Genomic DNA, 15,359 nt, shown 5'->3' on the forward strand with positions numbered 1-15,359 from the left:
GTTCCCAATCATGCTGTGCGGCGCAGTATCAGCAGATGGCGCTGGCCTTGGCAACCCGGAACGGTCAAGGCCTGCTCGCTATCCACTCTGAAGTCTGCCGGCAATGCTACCAGCTCATCAGCAGGATGCAGCCCTTTCATTGCCAGCCACTGCGTCTGCTCGTCGCCCAGGTGGCGCGTCCAGTTGGTGAAGTTCTCCATGCTGCTGAAAGCACGGGAAACAATTCCGGTGAAAGGCTGTGGCGGTTGGAACTCTTCGACCCGCTTGTGGATAACTGTCAGGTTGTCCAATTTGAGCTCAAGCTTTACCTGGGTCAGGAAGCGGGTTTTCTTGCCATTGCTGTCCAAAACCGTGACTTGCTTGTGCGGATGCAGGATAGCCAAGGGAATGCCGGGCATGCCGCCACCACTGCCGACATCCAGCCAGCGCTCGCTGTGGATAAACGGCATGACGCTCAGGCTGTCGAGCAGATGGCGGGAAACCATTTCGTCCGGATTACGCACGGCCGTCAGGTTGTAGGCCTTGTTCCACTTGATCAGCAAGGCCAGATAGGCCAGCAATTGCGCGTGCTGGGCCTCGCTCAGCTCGACACCGAGCTGGCGGGCGCCTGTGGACAACTCTTCGGCGTGTTGAGGGGTGACCTGAGAACTCAAGCGCTTTGCTCCAACTCGCGGCCTGCGCCGCGTTTTTTCAGATGAATCAGCAACAGGGAAATCGCCGCCGGGGTCACGCCGGGAATACGCGATGCCTGGCCCAGGGTCTCAGGTCGGGTCTGGCCGAGCTTGCTCTGGATCTCCTTGGACAGCCCGGAAATACCGGTGTAATCGATATCGTCGGGTAGGCGGGTATCTTCGCTGGCGCGCAAGCGAGCGATTTCTTCCTGTTGCCGGTCGATGTAACCGGCGTATTTGGTCTTGATCTCGACCTGTTCGGCCACTTGCGGGTCAATCTCGCTGCCGCCGGTCACTTCCATCAGGCCAGCGTAGTCGATTTCCGGGCGGGTCAGCAGGTTGAGCAGGTTGTATTCATGGCTCAACGGCGTACCGAATTTCTCGGCAATGGCCTGACCTTGCACAGTGCCTGGACGAACCCAGGTGGACTTCAGCCGTTGCTCTTCCAGGGCGATACCTTCGCGCTTGGCACTGAATGCAGCCCAGCGCTGGTCATCGACCAGACCCAGTTCGCGACCTTTTTCGGTCAGGCGCAGGTCGGCATTGTCCTCACGCAGGATCAAGCGGTATTCGGCACGCGAGGTGAACATCCGGTACGGCTCTTGGGTACCCAGGGTAATCAGGTCATCGACCAATACGCCGATGTACGCTTCATCGCGACGCGGGCACCAGCTATCACGGCCCTGGGCACGCAATGCGGCGTTGGTACCGGCGAGCAAACCTTGCGCACCGGCTTCTTCGTACCCAGTAGTGCCGTTGATTTGTCCAGCGAAAAACAGACCGCCAATAACTTTGGTTTCCAGGCTGTACTTGAGGTCACGCGGATCGAAGTAGTCGTACTCGATGGCGTAGCCCGGGCGCACGATATGCGCGTTTTCCATGCCGCGAATCGAGCGCACGATCTGCAATTGCACGTCAAACGGCAAGGATGTGGAGATTCCGTTCGGGTATAGCTCGTGGGTGTTCAGGCCTTCCGGCTCAATGAACACCTGATGGCTTTCCTTGTCGGCAAAACGGTGGATCTTGTCTTCGATCGACGGGCAATAACGTGGGCCAATGCCTTCGATGACCCCGGAGTACATCGGCGAACGGTCGAGGTTCGAGGCAATGATCTCGTGGGTACGGGCGTTGGTATGGGTAATCCAGCAACTGACCTGACGCGGGTGCTGTTCCTTGGAACCCATGAACGACATCACCGGAATCGGCGTGTCGCCCGGCTGTTCGGTCATTACCGAGAAATCCACAGATCGCCCGTCGATACGCGGCGGGGTGCCGGTTTTCAAGCGGCCGACGCGCAGCGGCAATTCACGCAGGCGATGGGCCAGGGCAATTGCCGGCGGATCACCGGCGCGACCACCGGAGTAATTCTGCAAACCAATGTGGATAAGTCCACCGAGGAAGGTCCCGGTGGTCAGCACCACGGAGTCCGCGAGAAAACGCAGACCCATTTGTGTCACCACGCCGCGTACCTGGTCCTGCTCGACGATCAGGTCGTCACAAGACTGCTGGAATATCCACAGGTTGGGTTGGTTCTCAAGAATCTCGCGGACTACCGCTTTGTAGATGGCGCGGTCTGCCTGGGCGCGAGTAGCGCGCACGGCCGGGCCTTTGCGATTGTTCAACACACGGAATTGGATACCGCTCTTGTCAGTGGCCAGCGCCATGGCGCCGCCGAGCGCATCGATTTCCTTGACCAAGTGGCTCTTGCCGATGCCACCGATGGCCGGGTTGCAACTCATATGACCGAGGGTTTCCACGTTATGGGTCAGCAGCAGGGTTTTTACGCCCATGCGTGCTGACGCAAGCGCAGCCTCGGTACCGGCATGGCCGCCGCCGATGACGATCACTTCAAAACGGGAAGGGAAATCCACCACGCACCTCGTGCCTGTTTCGGGAATAGATAGGGATAACGCACAAGTATAGGGACTTACCCCCCTCTAAAGGAACCTTTTGCACAAAATTTAACCAGGCTGTGGATGAGTGGCGAGCAATAGAAATAAAGAGAGAGAAATTTATTAAAGCTTTGTTTTTATGTTTATTTCTATACACCACCTTTTCTGTGGATAAAGCTCTGTAGCCCTTTATTTACGTTATGTACAGAGATTCAAAACCCTGTGGTCTACCGGCCATGAGCGTTCTGGATAAGCGCTTTAAGCCTGTGGATGAAATGCCTACTTACCCACAAGCGGAGTTATCTCCAGCCTTGAAGGTGACTTATCAACGGAGCTGAAGGTGGGTTTTCCACAGGGCTTATTTCACCCATTTGTGGATAGGCGCGCAGGCGAAGACGCAGAATCAGCACGCTGGCTGTCCTGGTAGGAAGGAAAATTGGAAAGAAGGTGTACAGCGACCGGGTCCGTTGCAGACCCGGCTGTGGATAACGGCGCTTACTTACCGATGCAGAAGCTGGAGAAAATTCGCCCCAGGAGATCGTCGGAGCTGAAGGCGCCGGTAATTTCACCCAACGCTTGTTGAGCCTGACGCAAATCTTCGGCCAACAGCTCACCAGCGCCTGCCAGGGTCAATTGAGCACGACCATGCTCAAGGTGCACGCTGGCTTGGCGCAGCGCTTCCAGATGGCGCCTACGGGCGCTGAAGCTGCTCTCGGCGGTCTGCTCATAGCCCATGCAGGCTTTGAGGTGCTCGCGCAGCAGCTCAAGGCCCATGTCAGTGTCCTTGGCGCTGAGGGTGATGGTGACGTGGCCATCTTCACTTTGTTCCATGGCTACAGATTCGCCGCTCAGGTCGGCCTTGTTACGAATCAGCGTAACCTTGGCCGGATCCGGCCGCAGATCAAGGAACTCGGGCCACAAAGCAAACGGATCGCTGGCCTCTGGAGCGGTGGAATCGACCACCAGCAACACCCGATCGGCTTCATTGATGGCTTTGAGCGCACGCTCTACACCGATCTTTTCCACATGATCATCGGTATCGCGCAAGCCGGCAGTGTCCACCACGTGCAACGGCATGCCATCGATGTGGATATGTTCACGCAAAATATCCCGGGTGGTGCCGGCAATGTCCGTGACAATCGCCGCCTCGCGACCGGCCAGCACGTTGAGCAGGCTCGATTTTCCGGCGTTCGGCCGACCGGCAATGACGACCGTCATACCATCACGCAACAAGGCGCCCTGCCCGGCCTCACGCTGCACTGTGGATAAATTCGTGCGCACGTCATCGAGCATGCTCAAGACATGACCATCGGCGAGAAAGTCGATTTCTTCTTCAGGGAAGTCGATAGCGGCTTCGACATAGATGCGCAGGCTGATCAATTTCTCGGTGAGGTTATCCACACGGCGGGAAAATTCCCCCTGCAACGAACGCAAGGCATTACGTGCAGCCTGTGCAGAACTGGCTTCGATCAGGTCAGCGATCGCTTCAGCCTGGGCTAAGTCGAGCTTGTCATTGAGAAATGCACGTTCACTGAATTCACCTGGGCGAGCCAGTCGGGAACCCAGTTGCACACAGCGCTGCAAAAGCATATCCAGTACTACCGGACCGCCGTGGCCCTGCAGCTCCAGGACATCTTCGCCCGTGAACGAATTCGGGCCAGGGAAAAACAAAGCGATGCCTTCGTCGAGCACCAGGCCATCGTCAGCACGGAAGGGTCCGTAATGAGCATGCCGCGGCGTCAGCGATTTTCCACAGATAGCCAGCCCGGCTTGCTGCGCCAGTGGACCGGAAAGCCGCACGATGCCAACACCCCCACGTCCCTGGGCGGTAGCGATAGCGGCAATGGTTTCACGCACAATGTTCATGCTCGAAGGCCTCACGACAAAAACGACAGATAGCAAAACGCCCCACGAGGGGGCGTTTATCCACAGGTTAGCTGGCTAACCCGTCAAGCAGCGGCTTTCTTGGTAGCCTTTTCGATGCTGCGAGTGATGTACCACTGCTGTGCAATCGACAAGCAGTTGTTCACAACCCAGTACAGCACCAGACCTGCAGGGAACCACAGGAAGAAGAAGGTGAAGATGATTGGCATCAGCTTCATCACCTTGGCCTGCATCGGATCCGGCGGAGTCGGGTTCAGTTGCTGCTGGATGAACATGGTCGCGCCCATGATGATCGGCAGGATGAAGAACGGATCCTTGATCGACAGGTCGGTGATCCAGAACATCCACGGTGCCTGACGCATCTCGACGCTTTCCAGCAGAACCCAGTACAGCGAGAGGAAGACCGGCATTTGCACCAGGATCGGCAAGCAACCGCCGAGGGGGTTGATCTTCTCTTTCTTGTACAGCTCCATCATGGCTTGCGACATTTTCTGCCGGTCATCGCCATGTTGCTCTTTCAGTGCAGCCAGTTTCGGGGCCACGGCACGCATGCGCGCCATCGACTTGTAGCTGGCGGCGGACAGCGGGAAGAACAGCAGCTTGATCAGCATGGTCAGGACGATGATCGACCAGCCCCAGTTGCCGAGCAGGCTGTGGATATGTTGCAGCAGCCAGAAGATTGGCTGAGCGATGAACCACAGAATGCCGTAGTCGACCGTCAGTTCCAGACCTGGGGACAACTCTTTGAGCTTCTCCTGAATCTTCGGACCGGCATACAGCATGGTGCTGGTTTCGGCCTGGGCACCTGGGGCTACATTCAGCGCCGGGCCAGTGAAACCGATGATGTAGTTACCTTGGCTGTCCTTGCGGGTCTGAACAATATTGTTGTCAGACTTGTTTGGAATCCAGGCGGTAACGAAGTAGTGCTGCAGCCAGGCTACCCAGCCACCTGAAACATTTTCTTTCAGATTTCCCTTGTCGATGTCTTTCATCGACACTTTTTTGTAGGGTTCCGAACTTGTCCACAGGGCAGCACCCAGGTAGGTCGCGGTACCGGTCGCAGTGCTCGAGGATGGATCCGAGCTTGCGTCGCGCTTCAGTTGCGCAAACAGGTTACCGGTCCAAGGCTGTGCGCTCTGGTTATCGATCAGGTAGGTAACGGTCAGGTCGTACTCACCGCGCTTGAAGCTGAAGCGCTTGATGTAGTTGACGCCGTTATCGCTGAACTTCAGGTCGACAACCAGTTGGTCCTGACCATCAGCCAGTTGATAACTTTTCTGATCAGCGGCGTACAGCGGACGACCTGTTGAGCGAGCATCCGGGCCGTTGGTACCGGTCAGGCCGCTTTGTGCCAGATAAGTACGCTCGCTACCGTTGTCGAACAGCTGGAACGGAATGTCCGGATGGTCTTGGCGGCGCGGATACTTAGGCAGCATCAGCTGGGCGATGTCACCACCGTTCGGGTCGATAGCCAGGTCGAGGACGTCAGTTTTGACCCGAATCAGGTCTTTACTGACGACAACCGGAGCCAGTTCGGCAGGGCTGGATTCAGCGTTGGCACTTGGCACATCGGCGCTGGCGCCAGTGTTGCCGGCCTTCGCGGTGTCCGGCAATGCCGGGGCAGCGTTGCTGGCAGCAGTATTCTGAGTCGGCAGGGCAGCCTGGCCATAGTCCTGGTTCCAGTTAAGGACCATGACGTAGGACACGATTGCCAGGGCGACGATCAGGATCGTGCGTTTAATATCCATGATTACTCGGCTATCGAAGAAGAACGGGAAGAGGGAGCTGGCGGAACCGGGTCAAAACCGCCGGCATTCCACGGATGACAACGCCCCAGGCGACGAACGGTTAGCCACCCGCCACGTAAAAGACCATGGTTTTCGATGGCTTCTAACGCGTAACAGGAGCAACTGGGGTAGAAACGACAGTGACTGGCCATCAGAGGACTAATGGCATAGCGGTAAAACTGGATCGGAACGAGTGCCAGTTTACGCATCTTGACTGTCTACCCCCACAGAATCGGTGTTAACCACTGGAGCGGGCCGACTGCGTGCGAGGCGCTTCCAGAGCTTGCCAAAATGTTGGTGCAATTCTGGGTTTTCAATCTCGCCCAACCCTTTGCGCGCGACGATCACGATATCCCAACCGGCAAGCAAGTGCTGGTTCAGGCGAAACGAATCGCGCATCAGGCGTTTCAGGCGATTGCGTTGAACGGCGAGCTTGACGCTCTTTTTCCCGATCACAAGCCCCAGGCGGGGGTGATCCAGACCGTTCTCGCGGGCAAGGAGCAGCAGGTTTTTCCCTGGAACCTTGCCGGTTGGGGAGTCGAAGACCGCTTTGAAGTGTCGGGGGATAAGCAGACGCTTTTCCCGACTGAAGTCCTGACTCACCACCAGTGCCGAAAAATCAAACTGCCAGACGCTTACGGCCTTTGGCACGGCGACGCGACAGAACGGCACGACCGTTCTTGGTGGCCATACGGGCACGGAAACCGTGAGTGCGAGCGCGCTTGATGGTGCTTGGTTGGAAAGTACGTTTCATGGCGTGTTACCTGGTTCGTCGACTACGGGCCGGAATGGCCCCCGTTTTAAGAGACCGGCGATTCTAGAGAAAGCGCAGCCATAGGTCAATTTCCAACCAGCTTTTCCTTATAAACGGGAATTCGTTGGTTTTCAGGGAAAGGCCGAGGAAGGAGAACCATCACACGCTTAAACATAAAAAAAGAGAGAGGAATTATTTAAAGCTTTTTTGTAAATCTTATAAAACTTAAGCGAAAGATTTCTGTGGATAAGATGCCACAGCCCTTTATTTACAATGTGTACAGAGAACTGAAACCTTGTCGAGAAGAGGTGCTCTGGCTGTGTCGAAGCCTCGGAAAAGCTGTGGATGAAATAGGCTGTTATCCACAGGGCGGTTACCCACCGATTTCAACCCCCAGTTGTGCAAAGACCTCAGGCACGGTTATCCACAGAGCTTATTCACAGTGCCGAAAGGTCATTTTGGTCACTAAGCTGCTGATTTATCGCCACCCTCAACGCAGCTGCATGTGGATAACTGCGCTGCTGCTCGGTACAATGGGGGCTTGTTTTTGCCTCACCGGCTTTCAACTCAGGGGATATCCGTGTCAGTGGAACTTTGGCAGCAGTGCGTGGAGCTTCTGCGCGATGAACTGCCTGCCCAGCAATTCAACACCTGGATCCGTCCGCTACAGGTCGAAGCCGAAGGCGACGAGTTGCGCGTCTACGCGCCCAACCGTTTCGTTCTCGATTGGGTCAATGAAAAGTACCTGAGCCGTCTGCTCGAGCTGTTGGGCGAGCGTGGCAACGGCATCGCGCCTGCCCTTTCCTTATTAATAGGCAGCAGACGCAGCTCGGCGCCGCGTGCCGCGCCGAATGCGCCATTGGCTGCCGCCGTTGCCGCCTCTCAGGCACAGGCTGCACAAACGGCCGTGGTCAACGAACCCGTTGCCGCGCCTGTGGCTGCCCCTGCTGTGGCTGAAGTCGAGCAAGCGCCTTCGCGTGACAGCTTCGATTCGATGGGCGAATCCAATTCTGCCCCAGCACCCAGTAGCCGTACTGAGCAACGTACCGTGCAGGTCGAAGGTGCGCTCAAGCACACCAGCTACCTGAACCGGACCTTCACCTTCGAGAATTTCGTTGAAGGTAAATCCAACCAGTTGGCCCGCGCAGCTGCCTGGCAGGTCGCCGACAATCCCAAGCATGGCTACAACCCGCTGTTCCTTTATGGCGGTGTAGGTTTGGGTAAAACGCACTTGATGCATGCTGTGGGTAACCACCTGCTCAAGAAGAACCCGAATGCCAAGGTGGTCTACCTGCATTCCGAGCGTTTCGTTGCCGACATGGTCAAGGCTTTGCAGCTCAATGCCATCAACGAGTTCAAGCGCTTCTACCGTTCGGTAGATGCTCTACTCATCGATGACATTCAGTTCTTCGCTCGCAAAGAGCGCTCTCAGGAAGAATTTTTTCACACCTTTAACGCCTTGCTTGAAGGTGGTCAGCAGGTAATTCTCACCAGTGACCGCTATCCGAAAGAGATCGAAGGGCTGGAAGAGCGTCTGAAGTCGCGTTTCGGCTGGGGTCTGACGGTAGCGGTAGAGCCGCCAGAGCTGGAAACTCGCGTTGCGATCCTGATGAAGAAAGCCGATCAGGCCAAGGTAGACTTGCCTCATGATGCGGCCTTCTTTATTGCCCAGCGCATTCGCTCCAACGTCCGTGAACTTGAAGGTGCTTTGAAGCGGGTTATCGCTCACTCGCACTTCATGGGACGTGATATCACCATCGAATTGATTCGTGAATCGCTCAAGGATCTTCTGGCACTGCAGGACAAACTGGTGAGTGTGGATAACATCCAGCGCACAGTTGCCGAGTACTACAAAATCAAGATCTCCGATCTGCTGTCCAAGCGGCGTTCCCGCTCGGTTGCTCGGCCGCGCCAGGTGGCCATGGCCCTGTCCAAGGAACTGACCAACCACAGCCTGCCGGAAATCGGTGACGTCTTCGGCGGTCGCGACCACACCACGGTGTTGCACGCGTGCCGCAAGATCAACGAACTCAAGGAATCCGACGCGGATATCCGCGAGGACTACAAGAACCTGCTGCGGACGCTGACGACGTGATTGGCGTCAGCGCAGCTTATTAAGGCAAGGGACTAGACCATGCATTTCACCATTCAACGCGAAGCCCTGTTGAAACCCCTGCAACTGGTCGCAGGCGTCGTCGAGCGCCGCCAGACCTTGCCGGTATTGTCCAACGTACTGCTGGTTGTTCAAGGTCAGCAGCTTTCACTGACCGGTACTGATCTGGAAGTGGAACTGGTTGGCCGTGTGCAACTGGAAGAGCCTGCCGAACCTGGCGAGATCACTGTTCCTGCGCGCAAGCTAATGGACATCTGCAAGAGCTTGCCCAACGACGCGCTGATCGACATCAAACTTGATGAGCAGAAGATTGTGGTCAAGGCCGGGCGCAGCCGTTTCACCCTGTCGACCCTACCAGCTAATGACTTCCCGACTGTCGAAGAAGGTCCAGGTTCGCTGACCTGCAACCTTGAGCAGAGCCGTCTGCGCCGATTGATCGAGCGCACCAGCTTCGCCATGGCCCAGCAGGACGTGCGTTACTATCTCAACGGGATGCTGCTGGAAGTGTCTACCAATACCCTGCGTGCTGTGGCCACCGACGGTCACCGTCTCGCTATGTGCTCGATGACGGCTGATATCGGCCAGGCCGACCGCCACCAGGTCATTGTGCCGCGCAAAGGTATCCTTGAGCTGGCACGTTTGCTTACTGAGCCAGATGGCATGGTCAGCATCGTTCTGGGGCAACACCACATCCGCGCCACCACGGGTGAGTTCACCTTCACCTCTAAGCTGGTCGATGGCAAGTTCCCAGACTACGAACGTGTTCTGCCTAAAGGTGGCGACAAACTGGTAATCGGTGATCGTCAGGCGCTGCGCGAAGCGTTCAGCCGTACTGCTATTTTGTCTAACGAGAAGTACCGCGGTATTCGCCTGCAACTGGCCAATGGTCAGTTGAAGATCCAGGCGAACAACCCTGAGCAGGAAGAAGCGGAAGAAGAAATTAGCGTCGACTACAACGGTAGCTCGCTGGAAATCGGCTTTAACGTCAGCTACTTGCTGGACGTACTGGGTGTCATGACCACTGAGCAAGTTCGCCTGATCCTGTCGGATTCCAACAGCAGTGCGCTGCTGCAGGAAGCTGACAACGACGACTCGGCTTACGTTGTCATGCCGATGCGTCTGTAATTTGTTCAGCAGATTCTAGATGTCCCTCAGTCGCGTTTCTGTCACCGCGGTGCGTAACCTGCACCCGGTGACCTTCTCTCCCTCCCCCCGCATCAATATCCTGTACGGCGCCAACGGCAGCGGTAAAACCAGCGTGCTCGAAGCCGTTCACCTGTTGGGCCTGGCCCGCTCCTTTCGCAGTACTCGCCTGACGCCTGTCATCCAGTATGAGCAATTGGCTTGCACTGTATTTGGCCAGGTCGAGCTGAGTGAGGGCGGGTCCAGTAACTTGGGGATTTCGCGGGACCGGCAAGGTGAGTTCACCATTCGAATTGACGGGCAGAACGCCCGTAGTGCAGCGCAGTTGGCAGAGATTCTACCGCTGCAATTGATCAACCCGGACAGCTTTCGCTTGCTCGAAGGTGCGCCGAAAATTCGCCGACAATTCCTTGATTGGGGTGTGTTCCACGTGGAACCACGCTTCATGGCCACATGGCAGCGCCTGCAGAAGGCTTTGCGGCAGCGGAACTCATGGTTGCGGCATGGTACACTTGACGCTGTTTCGCAAGCGGCCTGGGACCGGGAACTGTGCCTGGCCAGTGCTGAAATAGATGAATACCGCCGAAATTACATCAAGGCCTTGAAGCCCGTCTTTGAGCGAACCCTGAGCGATTTGGTTGAGCTCGAAGGGCTGACCCTGAGCTATTACCGTGGTTGGGATAAGGATCGAGAACTCAGTGACGTACTCGCTTCGTCCTTGCAGCGTGATCAGCACATGGGCCATACCCAGGCCGGACCACAACGCGCTGATTTGCGTCTGAGACTCGGCGCTCATAACGCCGCCGACATTTTGTCTAGGGGCCAGCAGAAACTTGTGGTCTGTGCGTTGCGCATCGCCCAGGGACATTTGGTTAGTCAGGCTCGACGCGGCCAATGTATTTATCTAGTGGATGACCTGCCGTCCGAGTTGGACGAGCAGCACCGCCGCGCACTTTGTCGCTTGTTGGAAGACTTACGCTGCCAGGTGTTTATCACCTGTGTAGATCACGAATTATTGAGGGAAGGCTGGCAGACGGAAACGCCAGTTGCTTTGTTCCACGTGGAACAAGGCCGTATCACCCAGACCCACGACCATCGGGAGTGAAGGCATGAGCGAAAATCAAACGTACGACTCCTCCAGCATTAAAGTGCTGAAAGGGCTAGATGCCGTGCGCAAGCGTCCCGGTATGTACATTGGCGACACCGATGATGGTAGCGGCCTGCACCACATGGTGTTCGAGGTGGTCGATAACTCGATCGACGAAGCACTCGCCGGCCACTGTGATGACATTACCGTAATCATTCACCCGGACGAATCCATCAGTGTTCGCGACAACGGTCGCGGCATTCCAGTCGACGTGCACAAAGAGGAAGGCGTCTCCGCCGCCGAGGTCATCATGACCGTCCTGCACGCTGGCGGTAAGTTCGACGACAACTCCTACAAAGTATCCGGCGGTCTGCACGGTGTAGGTGTGTCTGTAGTTAATGCCCTCTCCGAACAGCTTATCCTGACTGTTCGCCGCAGCGGCAAGATCTGGGAACAGACCTACGTTCACGGTGTTCCACAAGCCCCAATGAAAATCGTTGGCGACAGTGAAACTACCGGTACCCATATCCATTTCAAGCCGTCGTCGGAAACCTTCAAGAATATCCACTTCAGCTGGGACATTCTGGCCAAGCGGATTCGTGAGCTGTCCTTCCTTAACTCCGGCGTCGGCATCCTGTTGAAGGATGAGCGTTCGGGCAAGGAGGAGCACTTCAAGTACGAAGGTGGTCTACGTGCTTTCGTTGAGTACCTGAACACCAACAAGACTCCGGTCAACCAGGTGTTCCACTTCAATGTTCAGCGTGAAGACGGTGTGGGCGTGGAAATCGCCCTGCAGTGGAACGACAGCTTCAACGAGAACCTGTTGTGTTTCACTAACAACATTCCGCAGCGCGACGGTGGTACTCACCTGGTCGGCTTCCGCTCGGCGTTGACCCGTAACCTGAACAACTACATTGAGCAGGAAGGTCTGGCCAAGAAGAACAAGGTTTCGACCACTGGCGACGACGCCCGTGAAGGCCTGACCGCGATCATCTCGGTGAAGGTACCGGACCCTAAGTTCAGCTCGCAGACCAAAGACAAGCTGGTTTCCTCGGAAGTGAAAACCGCCGTGGAACAGGAGATGGGTAAGTACTTCTCCGACTTCCTGCTGGAAAACCCGAACGAAGCCAAAGCGGTTGTCGGCAAGATGATCGATGCGGCGCGTGCTCGTGAAGCCGCGCGTAAAGCGCGGGAAATGACTCGCCGCAAAGGCGCGCTGGATATCGCTGGCTTGCCGGGCAAACTGGCTGACTGCCAAGAGAAGGACCCTGCCCTCTCTGAACTGTACCTGGTGGAGGGTGACTCCGCAGGTGGTTCGGCCAAGCAAGGTCGTAACCGCAAAACCCAGGCGATCCTGCCGCTCAAGGGTAAGATCCTCAACGTCGAGAAAGCGCGTTTCGACAAGATGATCTCGTCCCAGGAAGTCGGCACGCTGATCACTGCACTGGGTTGTGGTATCGGTCGCGAAGAGTACAACATCGACAAGCTGCGCTATCACAACATCATCATCATGACCGATGCTGACGTTGACGGCTCGCACATCCGTACCCTGCTGCTTACCTTCTTCTTCCGTCAGCTGCCGGAACTGGTCGAGCGCGGCTACATCTACATCGCTCAGCCGCCGCTGTACAAGGTCAAGAAAGGCAAGCAGGAGCAGTACATCAAAGACGACGAGGCCATGGAAGAGTACATGACCCAGTCGGCTCTGGAAGACGCCAGCCTGCACCTGGACGAATCGGCACCACCGGTTTCCGGTGTTGAGCTGGAGCGCCTGGTCAACGAATTCCGTACCGTGATGAAGACCCTCAAGCGTCTGTCGCGCCTGTACCCACAGGAGCTGACCGAGCACTTCGTTTACCTGCCGGCCGTCTCCCTGGAGCAGCTGGGTGATCACGCTGCCATGCAGGAATGGTTGGGCAAGTTCGAAGAGCGTCTGCGCCTCAGCGAGAAGTCTGGCCTGCTGTACAAGGCTAGTCTGCGGGAAGACAAGGAACGCAATGTCTGGCTGCCGGAAGTGGAAATCACCTCCCATGGCCTGGCGAGTTATGTCACCTTCAACCGTGACTTCTTCGGTAGTAACGATTACCGCACCGTCACCGCACTGGGCGCACAGCTGAGCACTCTGCTCGGCGAAGGTGCCTATGTGCAACGTGGCGAGCGTAAGAAGGCGATCACTGAGTTCAAGGAAGCCCTCGACTGGCTGATGAGCGAAAGCACCAAGCGTCACACCATCCAGCGCTACAAAGGTCTGGGTGAGATGAACCCCGATCAGCTGTGGGAAACCACCATGGACCCAACCGTGCGCCGTATGCTCAAGGTGACTATTGAGGACGCGATCGCTGCCGATCAGATCTTCAACACCCTGATGGGCGATGCCGTTGAGCCGCGTCGTGAGTTCATTGAAAGCAACGCCCTGGCGGTGTCGAATCTGGACTTCTGATCATTTGTAGGTTCGCGAAAACGATTAAAGGCCAGCCCTAACGGGTTGGCCTTTTTTTCGCCATCAAGATCCTCGATCGCAACCCTGTATGACCAAAGGAATGGCGCACTGCGTATGACTGAATCGCAAACCGCGAAAGCCAAAAGGAAAAAGTACCTCGCCTGGGCTGCTATGCTTGGCTTGATAACGTTTTTTATCTACGGCTTTCTGCATCTACCAGAGCACCCGAGTGAAATCGTCCTGAAGCAGGATTTCATACCGGGGTAATGGATTTACATAGTTCAGGCCTTGAGGAACACCTCCGACCCCAAGATCCTGAGATTCTATGTCGACGGTGAAAACTCCAATACTGTACGCCTAGGCAAGAAGCCGCCGTTTCTAGTTTCGGATACTGACCTCAAGGATGTTGTCATTCAGCGCGTCGGCAACGGTTTGAAAATCAAGATCAAAGGCGCAGTTACTGATTACAGCAGCAACCTCTATCTACCTGACGGAGATACCTACACGACTTATCGTGTGAGCCTTATCCAAAGAGAGTCCCGGCCTCCCCTGCCTAGCGGTCGCTAAGCGCTGGTCGCCCAGAACGCTGCAGTGTTAACCCTGCACGTTCACCCACGCTTCAATCCTGTAAGCTCGTTACCCAGCGGCCTCAACTGCTGTTTACTGGAAAGGACTCCTCTACGTATGACGACAAAAACCATTTACGACGTTGATGGTGAATCCGAAGCGTTGGCCTTGGCGCGCCGCAACGCTCAGCTCACCTTCAAGCACTTCTGTCGCGAGCTCTCCTCGGAACGGCGACGTATTGTCCCTGCCCTCGATTTTGCTGCGGTCAAAATTGGTTTTTCGGTGTCCCCTTCGAACGAGGCAACGCCCACCCAGGAAAACATGTGGGTAAGCGATGTTGAGTTCGACGGCGAAACCATCAAGGGCATCCTCATCAACACTCCGCAGTGGGTGACATCCCTTAGCGCCGGCGATGTAATTACTGTGCCTTTGAGCGACCTGGATGATTGGATGTATGTCACCGACGGGGTTGTCTATGGTGGTTACACCATCGATGTAATCCGTTCCGGGCTGTCGATCGAAGAGCGTGCCAGCCACGATGCGGCCTGGGGATTGGAGTTTGGTGCACCAGGAGAAATATTAGTGGCTCCTGCCTCCAACGTTGTGCCCGAGCAGCAGTGGTCTGAATTCCCGGTGAGCGAGAAGAGCTTCGATCCGCTTGAACAGGTGCAGAGTGATACACCGTCGACTCTGTATGAGCCTGAAGATGAGCCTACCGGTATTCCCCTATGGCCGATAGGACTGGGGATTTTGCTTGTAGGGTTGTTCGGGTTGTATTGCTTGCTGAACAACAGCCTGCCTGTCGCTCTGGTGGGAAGCAAAGGAAGCACCGATCAATTTCTATCGTTCATGCTGGTGACATTGATCACCAGCATTGGACTGATCTCAGGCACTGGCCCCTGGTATTTCCGCTGGCGCTTGTGTACCCCTCAATGGGGTAAATCCCGAGCATTGGATGTTGGGGCCATCTGCTTGGTGCCGGTGATCGCCACGTTACTTCAGCACTACAGCAACACCTAAT

General features: G+C 56.1%; 12 protein-coding genes. 5 read left to right on the forward strand and 7 right to left on the reverse strand.

Annotated elements, in window-relative coordinates:
- Window positions 1–8 precede the first annotated feature (8 nt).
- The 7 genes from rsmG to rpmH form a co-directional block, all read right to left on the reverse strand.
- Window positions 9–653 (reverse strand): 16S rRNA (guanine(527)-N(7))-methyltransferase RsmG, encoded by a 645-nt coding sequence (rsmG, locus tag ACQRAX_RS15225; protein WP_412040468.1) that lies wholly within the window; start codon window positions 651–653, stop codon window positions 9–11.
- Complete coding sequence (gene mnmG / locus ACQRAX_RS15230; protein ID WP_412040469.1) at window positions 650–2,542, reverse strand: tRNA uridine-5-carboxymethylaminomethyl(34) synthesis enzyme MnmG; 1,893 nt, start codon at window positions 2,540–2,542, stop codon at window positions 650–652. Before mnmG ends, rsmG begins: the two co-directional genes overlap by 4 nt.
- Window positions 2,543–3,058: 516 nt before the next feature.
- Window positions 3,059–4,429: a tRNA uridine-5-carboxymethylaminomethyl(34) synthesis GTPase MnmE gene (mnmE, locus tag ACQRAX_RS15235; protein WP_412040470.1), complete on the reverse strand. Its 1,371-nt coding sequence runs from the start codon at window positions 4,427–4,429 to the stop codon at window positions 3,059–3,061.
- Window positions 4,430–4,512: 83 nt separating this feature from the next.
- The gene (yidC, locus tag ACQRAX_RS15240) at window positions 4,513–6,195 is read right to left on the reverse strand and encodes a membrane protein insertase YidC (protein ID WP_412040471.1); all 1,683 of its coding nucleotides are present in this window, start codon (window positions 6,193–6,195) and stop codon (window positions 4,513–4,515) included.
- Between the two features lie 2 nt (window positions 6,196–6,197).
- Window positions 6,198–6,443 carry a membrane protein insertion efficiency factor YidD gene (yidD, locus tag ACQRAX_RS15245; protein WP_082071379.1) on the reverse strand — a complete coding sequence of 82 codons (246 nt, stop codon included), beginning with the start codon at window positions 6,441–6,443 and terminating at the stop codon, window positions 6,198–6,200.
- On the reverse strand, window positions 6,436–6,840 hold the full coding sequence (gene rnpA, locus ACQRAX_RS15250) for a ribonuclease P protein component (protein ID WP_412040503.1): 405 nt from the start codon (window positions 6,838–6,840) through the stop codon (window positions 6,436–6,438). The genes yidD and rnpA overlap by 8 nt, the downstream gene beginning before the upstream one ends.
- A gap of 13 nt (window positions 6,841–6,853) precedes the next feature.
- A complete protein-coding gene (gene rpmH / locus ACQRAX_RS15255; protein ID WP_002551315.1) occupies window positions 6,854–6,988 on the reverse strand; it encodes a 50S ribosomal protein L34 in 135 nt (44 codons plus the stop codon).
- A 580-nt stretch (window positions 6,989–7,568) separates the two neighbouring features.
- Between rpmH and dnaA the strand changes: the two genes are divergently transcribed.
- From dnaA to ACQRAX_RS15280, 5 genes are all read left to right on the forward strand, one after another.
- Window positions 7,569–9,083, forward strand: coding sequence for a chromosomal replication initiator protein DnaA (gene dnaA / locus ACQRAX_RS15260; RefSeq protein ID WP_412040472.1), 1,515 nt, complete (start codon window positions 7,569–7,571; stop codon window positions 9,081–9,083).
- A 39-nt stretch (window positions 9,084–9,122) separates the two neighbouring features.
- Window positions 9,123–10,226: a DNA polymerase III subunit beta gene (dnaN, locus tag ACQRAX_RS15265; protein WP_045186359.1), complete on the forward strand. Its 1,104-nt coding sequence runs from the start codon at window positions 9,123–9,125 to the stop codon at window positions 10,224–10,226.
- Window positions 10,227–10,245: 19 nt separating this feature from the next.
- The gene (recF, locus tag ACQRAX_RS15270; RefSeq protein ID WP_412040473.1) at window positions 10,246–11,349 is read left to right on the forward strand and encodes a DNA replication/repair protein RecF; all 1,104 of its coding nucleotides are present in this window, start codon (window positions 10,246–10,248) and stop codon (window positions 11,347–11,349) included.
- 4 nt (window positions 11,350–11,353) lie between these two features.
- Window positions 11,354–13,771: a DNA topoisomerase (ATP-hydrolyzing) subunit B gene (gyrB, locus tag ACQRAX_RS15275; protein WP_412040474.1), complete on the forward strand. Its 2,418-nt coding sequence runs from the start codon at window positions 11,354–11,356 to the stop codon at window positions 13,769–13,771.
- Between the two features lie 684 nt (window positions 13,772–14,455).
- Window positions 14,456–15,358, forward strand: coding sequence for a DUF2314 domain-containing protein (locus ACQRAX_RS15280; protein WP_412040475.1), 903 nt, complete (start codon window positions 14,456–14,458; stop codon window positions 15,356–15,358).
- Window position 15,359 lies beyond the last annotated feature (1 nt).

The organism is Pseudomonas sp. UM16 (assembly GCF_050312595.1).
Classification (GTDB): domain Bacteria; phylum Pseudomonadota; class Gammaproteobacteria; order Pseudomonadales; family Pseudomonadaceae; genus Aquipseudomonas.